Source organism: Desulfovibrio sp. TomC (genome assembly GCF_000801335.2).
GTDB lineage: Bacteria > Desulfobacterota > Desulfovibrionia > Desulfovibrionales > Desulfovibrionaceae > Solidesulfovibrio.
The window spans coordinates 335,251-342,288 of record NZ_JSEH01000002.1; the positions used below are offsets into that span (position 1 = coordinate 335,251).

Below are 7,038 nucleotides of genomic sequence, written 5' to 3' on the forward strand. Positions count from 1 at the left end.
GAAACTCTCCTTAACAGGCATTGCCGCCATAGCGGCCTTTCCAGTCGCAAAGCAGGGTCAGGGCCTCAAGGGGCGTCATCCGGTCTAGTTCGAGGCGCGACAGTTCGTCAAGAAGCAGGCCGGCCGTTTGCGGCAGGTCCGGGGCGTCCGGCCCGGTTTCGGCCGGCGGCACGGCGAAAAGTCCGGGCAGCGAAGGTTGGCCGCGTTCCCGCGAGGCTCGGCCGTCCCGGGCCGGATCGCGGCTCCGTTCCAGTTCCTCCAGCAATTCCCTGGCCCGCTTGACCACGTTGCGCGGCACGCCGGCCAGTCGGGCCACTTCCACGCCGTAGCTGCGGTCGGCCGGACCAGGGAGCAGGCGGCGCAGGAAAATGATGTCGCCCTTCCATTCCTTGACCGCGATATTGAAGTTGCGAAGTCCCGGCAGCCGGCCTTCCAGGGCGGTCAGTTCATGGTAATGGGTGGCAAAAAGCGTCCGTACCCCCTGGCCGTCGTCGCGGCTGCACAACTCCTCGACAACGGCCCAGGCCAGGGCCAGCCCGTCGAAGGTGGCCGTGCCGCGTCCGATCTCGTCGAGGATGACCAGACTGCGCTTGCCGGCCTGGCGCAGGATGCGGGCGGTTTCCATCATTTCCACCATGAAGGTGGACTGCCCCTGGGCCAGATTGTCCGAGGCCCCGACCCGGCAAAAGACCCGGTCAACCAGCCCGATGGTCGCCTTGCCCGCCGGCACGAAGGAACCGATCTGGGCCAGGATGGCAATGATGGCGGTCTGGCGCAGCACGGTGGATTTGCCGGCCATGTTGGGACCGGTAATCAACAGCACCTTGGTGGCTTCATCAAGGCTGACGTCGTTTGGGATGTAATTGCCAACGCCCTGGACCGCCTCGACCACGGGATGGCGGCCGGCCCGGATGCTGATGGCCAGCCCCGTATGGAGTTCCGGCCGGGTCCAGTCGCCGATGACGGCCGCCTCGGCCAACCCCTGCCAGACGTCGAAGCGGGCCACCCGGGCGGCGGTGTCCATGATGCGCTGGCGAAGAGCGGCGATATGGTCGCGCAGTTCCCGGAACAGATTGTATTCCAGCGTCTTGCGTTTTTCGCCTGAGGCCAGGATCTTTTCTTCGAGGGTCTTGAGCGTCGGTGTGACGTAGCGTTCGCAGTTGGCCAGGGTCTGGCGGCGCTCGAAATGGGCCGGGGGGTAGCCGGCGGATTTGGTCAGCTCGAAATAGTAGCCAAAGACCCTGTTGTAGCCGAGTTTGAGCTTGGGCAGATTGCCGTCGGCCTGTTCCTGGGCGAGGAGTTCCTGGAGTTTCTGCTCGCCGTGTTCGGCCAGATCGAGGAGCTCGTCGAGTTCGGGATGATAGCCCGGCCGGAAAAGCCCGCCTTCGGTCACCAGCACCGGCGGGGAATCGACCAGGGCACGGGAGAGCAATTCACAGACGTCTTCGAGATCGTCCCAACCGGAAAGCAGGTCGGTTGCCGCCTTGGGCGCTTGGGCATTGGCGGCGGCCAGCAGTGTGCGCAGCCGGGGCAGGGCGACCAGGGACTGGCGCAGGGCCGTGAAATCGCGCGGCACGGCCCGGCCGAGAAAGATGCGGGTAATGAGCCGCTCCAGGTCGTAGACCCCGGTCAGGGCCTCGCGGCTCTCCCGACGCAGGCCCTCGTCCTCGACAAACAGGGCCACCACGGCCTGGGTGTCGTGGATGGGAGCCAGATCAAGCCAGGGCTGGCGCAGCATGATTTCCAGCATCCGGCCGCCCATGGGCGTCTGGGTGCGGTCCAGGACATGCCACAAGGTGCCTTGCCCCTTGCGACCGTCCAGGCGGCGGAAAATTTCGAGATTGCGCTCCGTGACCTCGTCCAGCAGCATGTGCCGGCCGAGGTTGACGGGTTTAAACGGGGCCAGATGGGCCAGATCGCGCATGTAGGTGGCGCTTAAATAGGTGAGCAGGGCGCCCATGGCCCGCACCAACTGCGGCTTGTCGCTGCAGTCAAGCGCGGCCAGATCGGCCACCGACTGGGCCGAGAGCACCTTGTCGCGGCCGGCGGCGAAATCGAAATGGGGACGCAGGGGGACGCGGGTGATCTGCACCCCGGAAAGGGGTGTTTCCCGCGGCGGCGCAAGGCCGTCCGGCAGCAGCAGTTCCCGGGGGCCGATCTTGGCCGTCCATTGCCACAACCGGGCGGCGTCGCGGGAAAAGAGCCCGGACCATTCGCCGGTGGAGCAGTCGACCCAGGCCAACCCGCCGGCCCGTTCGTCGGGGTCGTAATAAAGCGCGGCCAGGAAATTGTGTTCCTTGGCCTTGAGGTTGCCGTCTTCGACGGCCGTACCCGGAGTGAGCACGCGGGTGACGGCCCGTTTGACCAGCCCCTTGGCCTGCTTGGGGTCTTCGATCTGGTCGCACACGGCCACGGAAAAACCGCGCTCGAGCAGCACGGTCAAATACCCCTCGGCGGCGTGGTGGGGCACGCCGCACATGGGGATCGGGGACTCGGCCCCGGGATTGCGCGTGGTCAGGGTGATTTGCAGTTCCCGGGCCGCCGTATGGGCGTCCTCGAAGAACAACTCGTAGAAATCCCCCATGCGGTAAAACAGCAGCGCGTCCGGATGCTCGGACTTGGCGCGCAGATACTGCTCCAGCATGGGGGTCATCTTGAAATCCCCCACGGCAGACAAGGTCGCGCCGGCCTAAGCTTCGGCCTTTTTAGCCGGCTCGGCAACAGCCGGGGCCGGGGTGGAGGTCACCGAGGGCGCGGCAGCGACATAGCTCGGCGGCGTGGCCACAGTGGATTTTTTCTGCTGGGCCATCTGCTTTTCCAGGGCGTTGACCTTGTTTTGCAGGCTGCGCATTCCGGCGGCCAGACGCACTTTTTCGGCCAGGAAGTACAGGGTGCAAAACAGGCCGCCGGCCACGAAGCTCATGAGCAACACGACGTAAAAGGGAACGCCGGGGGACTGGATCTGATAGCCGAACGCGCCGAGCTTGAGCAGCAACGGGGTTTCCAGAATGGCAGTGTTCTGCACGAAAAAGAGCATGCAGACAAAGAAGAAAGCCAGCAGGAAAAGCACTTTGATCACGCGCATCGAGGCCTCCTTGTCACGACGTGACGGTTGCGAGGTAATCCGAAAAAAACGGTTCGAGCCGGTCATAGGTGGAAACGAGCAACTGCGGCATGACCCGCGTTTCGCTAAAAACAGCCATGAACGAGGAGTCGCCGTTCCACCGGGGCACCATCTGATAGTGCAGGTGGGCGGCGATCCCGGAACCGGCAGCTTCGCCCAGGTTCAGGCCGATATTGATGCCCTGGGGCTTCATGCACTCTTTGATCACCCGGGTACAGTAGGCAAGGCCCCGGGTCAGTTCCAGGTTTTCCTCGGGCGCAAGCTCCGTCAGGCAACTGGCATGACGCAATGGGGTAACCATGAGGTGGCCGGAATTATAGGGAAATTTGTTCATGATCACGAAGCTGTGCCGGCCCCGGGCCAAGACCAGCCGCTCCCGGTCCTCGTCACGGGTCTGGGGCAGACAGAACACGCAGGCATCGGGTTTGGGTCCGAGAATGTAATCCATGCGCCACGGCGCCCACAACACTTCCATTAAGACGACCCCGCATGCTCCTGGGCGGCCAGAAGGGATTTGACCAGCGAAACCGCCTGCTGCGGCGACTTGGCCGGTACAACGCCTGCCAGCGTGCCAAAATGTCCCAGCGCCACGACCGGACGCCCGATTTTAAGCGCCAGCCCGATTTCCGAAAGCGTTCCGGCTCCGCCGGAAACAGCCACCGCCGCCTCGCCGTTTTTGACCACCAGCACGTTCCGGGCGATGCCAAGGCCGGTGACGACAGGCACATCCACAAACGGGTTGGCGGCAGCCGCGTCGTCGCCGGGCAGGATGCCGACAGTGCTCCCGCCGGCCTCTTTGGCCCCCTGGCAAACGGCCGTCATCACGCCGCCAAGGCCGCCGCATACGACCGTAAAGCCGCTGCCGGCCAACAAGGCGCCAAGCGTGCGGGCCGTCTCGTAAAGAATCGGGTCGCACGTGCCTGCGCCGATGACCGAAACCCGTCTGGGCCGTACCACGTTCATGTCCGCCATTGCTTACACGCCTCTTTGTCCAAGAGCAAGGGAGCCTTAGCAGTCTGGCGACAACTCGGCGTCCCGGGGCTTGAGTCAACGGGGCCGACAGGGTAGCATTGGTCCTTATGTTCATCTTTGATCTAAAAAATTTCCCAACGTCTCCAGGCGTTTATTTGATGAAGGGGAGTCGAGGGAAGATTCTCTACGTGGGCAAGGCAAAAAATCTGCGCGCCCGCCTTTCCTCCTATTTTCGCAACGACGCCAGCCACACGCCCAAGACGACGGCCCTGGTGGCGCGCATCGAGGGTGTGGACGTGCTCATGACCGCCTCGGAAAAAGAGGCGCTGCTCCTTGAATCAAGCCTGATTAAAAAGCACCGGCCCCGCTATAACGTGGTGCTCAAGGACGATAAAAACTACATTCTTTTCAAGCTCGATAAACGCTCGGCCTACCCGCGTCTGGCCTTTACCCGCCGCGTCGAACGCGACGGCGCAGCCTATTTCGGCCCATTTACCTCGGCCTCGGCCGCCCGGGCCACCTGGAAGGAGCTGGGGCGGATCTTTCCCTTGCGCAAATGCGGCGACCGGGCCTTGGCCAACCGGGTGCGGCCGTGCCTGTATCATTTCATCGGCCAGTGTCTGGCCCCGTGCGTCCTCCCCGTGGACGGCGGGGAGTACGCAGCCCTGGTGCGCCGGGTGGAAGCGTTTCTGACCGGCCGCTCGGGCGAGGTGCTTAAAGCCGTGCAGCGGGAGATGGAGCAGGCGGCCGAGGAACTGGCGTTTGAAAAAGCAGCCGGGCTGCGCGATCTGCTGCGAGCCATGCGCAAGACCGTGGAAGGGCAGGCCACCGTGCTCACCCGGCTGGTGGATATGGATGTGGTCAATCTGTCCGTGACTGATGCCGGGGTGGGGTTGTGCGTCTTGTTTGTGCGGCAGGGCCGTCTTTTGGACCGCAAAACCTTTTTTTTCCCGGGCGTGGACGCCGGAGAGGCGGTTTCGGCGGCGCTGACGGCGCTTTTGCAGTTTTATCGGCCGGAAAGCTTCATCCCGCCCCGAATCGTGGTCCCGGAGGGCCTGGCTCCGGGCGACGGCGAAGGTGAAGCAGCCGGCGACGGGCAGGCCCTGGCCGAAATTCTCGAAGAGCGTCGGGGCATGGCCCTTCGCCTGGGTCCGGCCCGTGGCCGCGAGGAGCGACAACTTCTGGAGATGGCCGGGGTCAATGCCGCCCGGGCCGCCGAGGAAGCGGCCAAGGCGGCCGAGAGCGATGTTTTGCCGACATTGGCCCGGGCTTTCGGATTATCCGGTCTGTCGCGGCTGGAGGCCGTCGACGTGTCGCATCTGGGCGGCAAGGGCGTGCGGGTGGGACTGGTGGTTTTTGAGGACGGCGCGGCGAAAAAAAGCGACTACCGAACCTATGCTTTTGCTGAGGCCGAAGGGACGTCGGACGACTATCTGACCCTGGCCGCCTTTGCCGCCAAACGGGCGGCCGCCGGGCCGCCCTGGCCCGATCTGCTGCTGATTGACGGCGGCAAAGGGCAGCTTGCGGCTGTTGGCCGGGCCTTGGATGAGGCCGGCGTCGGCGGGGCTTTCGCCATCGCCTCCATTGCCAAAGGCGACCGCCGTTCCCAAAATGAAATGGATGACGTGATATTTGTGCCGGGCCGCAAAAATCCCCTGGCCTTGCGCTCGGGATCGCCGGAGTTGTTGTTTTTGCAGCGGGTGCGCGACACGGTCCACGACTATTCCATCGGCCGCCAGCGCCAAGCCCGAAACAAGGCGGGCCTTAGCAGCGATGTGCTGGCTCTGCCCGGGGTGGGACCGAAGACGGCGAAGCTTCTCTGGGACGCCTTCGGATCAGTGGCGGCCATGCGGGCGGCGTCGCTGGAGGATATCCGATCCAGGACCGGACTTGGTCCCGGGCGGGCAACTGCGGTCCAGGCAGCCCTGGCCAGTCTTGCCCATTGATTTTTCCGAATTTGTCAGGAAGTATAACCGATCTTTTTGGAGTGGAGTCCCCATGCCCTTGCAGCAATTCCTGACCCTGGCCCAAGGCATCGAACCCGAGCACCGCTACCGCACGGTGTACGACACGGATTTTTCCGTGCTCGTGCCCGGCAAGGAAATCATCGACCCGGACACGCTGGCCGCGTTTTCCCGCATCGACTTCGCCGGCCGCACGGTGGTGGACCTTGGCTGCAACTTCGGTTTCTTCACCTTCCAGGCTCGGCGACTGGGCGCGGCCGAAGTCGTAGGGGTGGACCGCGAGTCGCGGGTCCTCGATGGCTGCGAACTGCTGCGGCGTCATTTTGACGCCGATGGGGTGGCCTTTGCCTGCCACGACATTGACGACCCGGCCTGCACGTTGCTCACGCGCCGGTTTGATATTGCCATGCTCGTGGAGTTTATCGGCAAATCATTTATTCTGGAAAATCGGGTGGGGCCGGCCCTGGCGTTTCTGGAAAGACTGTCCGACCGGGAACTGATTGTGTCGGTGCAAAAGATTTACTGGATCAGGAAGGAACTCGGCGCCACGCCAGAGCAGCTTCGAGCGCTGTATCCGGCCAAATATGTCGTTGGCGGCGATTTTCTGCTGCTCGACTATGTCCGCGACGCCCTGGCCCCGCGCTGGCGTATGGAGCCGTTGTCTCCCATGGTTGAGGGTTACGAAAAACCCCGAAAATTCCTGCGCTTCGTGCCGGCCTGACAGCCATGGCCGATCCCACCAAGCGCGCCGATATCCGGCCCGGGCTGGCCGTGGCCATTGTCCTTAAAAAAGACCAACGCACCGGAGTCCTCACCCGGGGTGTGGTCAAGGACCTCCTGACCAAGGCCCCGGTCCATACCCGGGGCATCAAGGTGCGCCTCACTGACGGCCAGGTCGGCCGAGTGCACCAGATTCTCGACTGAGGCGAGGCTATCTCTGGGGAGAGATGCCCGGCGGCCGGGGACGAAGGCAAAAGA

General features: G+C 63.8%; 7 protein-coding genes. 3 read left to right on the plus strand and 4 right to left on the minus strand.

Annotation, left to right across the window (positions count from 1 at the left end; genetic code table 11):
- Nucleotides 1–10: 10 nt before the first annotated feature.
- The 4 genes from mutS to NY78_RS03235 are packed head-to-tail and all read right to left on the minus strand — an operon-like array spanning nucleotide 11 to nucleotide 4,087.
- Nucleotides 11–2,653 carry a DNA mismatch repair protein MutS gene (gene mutS, locus NY78_RS03220; RefSeq protein ID WP_043631680.1) on the minus strand — a complete coding sequence of 881 codons (2,643 nt, stop codon included), beginning with the start codon at nucleotides 2,651–2,653 and terminating at the stop codon, nucleotides 11–13.
- A 36-nt stretch (nucleotides 2,654–2,689) separates the two neighbouring features.
- Complete coding sequence (locus tag NY78_RS03225; RefSeq protein ID WP_043631550.1) at nucleotides 2,690–3,085, minus strand: LapA family protein; 396 nt, start codon at nucleotides 3,083–3,085, stop codon at nucleotides 2,690–2,692.
- 13 nt (nucleotides 3,086–3,098) lie between these two features.
- Nucleotides 3,099–3,599: an HIT family protein gene (locus NY78_RS03230; RefSeq protein WP_043631553.1), complete on the minus strand. Its 501-nt coding sequence runs from the start codon at nucleotides 3,597–3,599 to the stop codon at nucleotides 3,099–3,101.
- Nucleotides 3,599–4,087, minus strand: a complete 489-nt coding sequence (locus NY78_RS03235; RefSeq protein ID WP_043631683.1) for a TIGR00725 family protein — start codon at nucleotides 4,085–4,087, stop codon at nucleotides 3,599–3,601. The genes NY78_RS03230 and NY78_RS03235 overlap by 1 nt, the downstream gene beginning before the upstream one ends.
- A 116-nt stretch (nucleotides 4,088–4,203) precedes the next feature.
- Between NY78_RS03235 and uvrC the strand changes: the two genes are divergently transcribed.
- The 3 genes from uvrC to NY78_RS03250 are packed head-to-tail and all read left to right on the plus strand — an operon-like array spanning nucleotide 4,204 to nucleotide 6,984.
- Complete coding sequence (uvrC, locus tag NY78_RS03240) at nucleotides 4,204–6,042, plus strand: excinuclease ABC subunit UvrC (protein WP_043631556.1); 1,839 nt, start codon at nucleotides 4,204–4,206, stop codon at nucleotides 6,040–6,042.
- Between the two features lie 52 nt (nucleotides 6,043–6,094).
- Nucleotides 6,095–6,781 (plus strand): class I SAM-dependent methyltransferase, encoded by a 687-nt coding sequence (locus NY78_RS03245; RefSeq protein ID WP_043631558.1) that lies wholly within the window; start codon nucleotides 6,095–6,097, stop codon nucleotides 6,779–6,781.
- Between the two features lie 5 nt (nucleotides 6,782–6,786).
- On the plus strand, nucleotides 6,787–6,984 hold the full coding sequence (locus NY78_RS03250) for a YwbE family protein (protein WP_043631559.1): 198 nt from the start codon (nucleotides 6,787–6,789) through the stop codon (nucleotides 6,982–6,984).
- Nucleotides 6,985–7,038 lie beyond the last annotated feature (54 nt).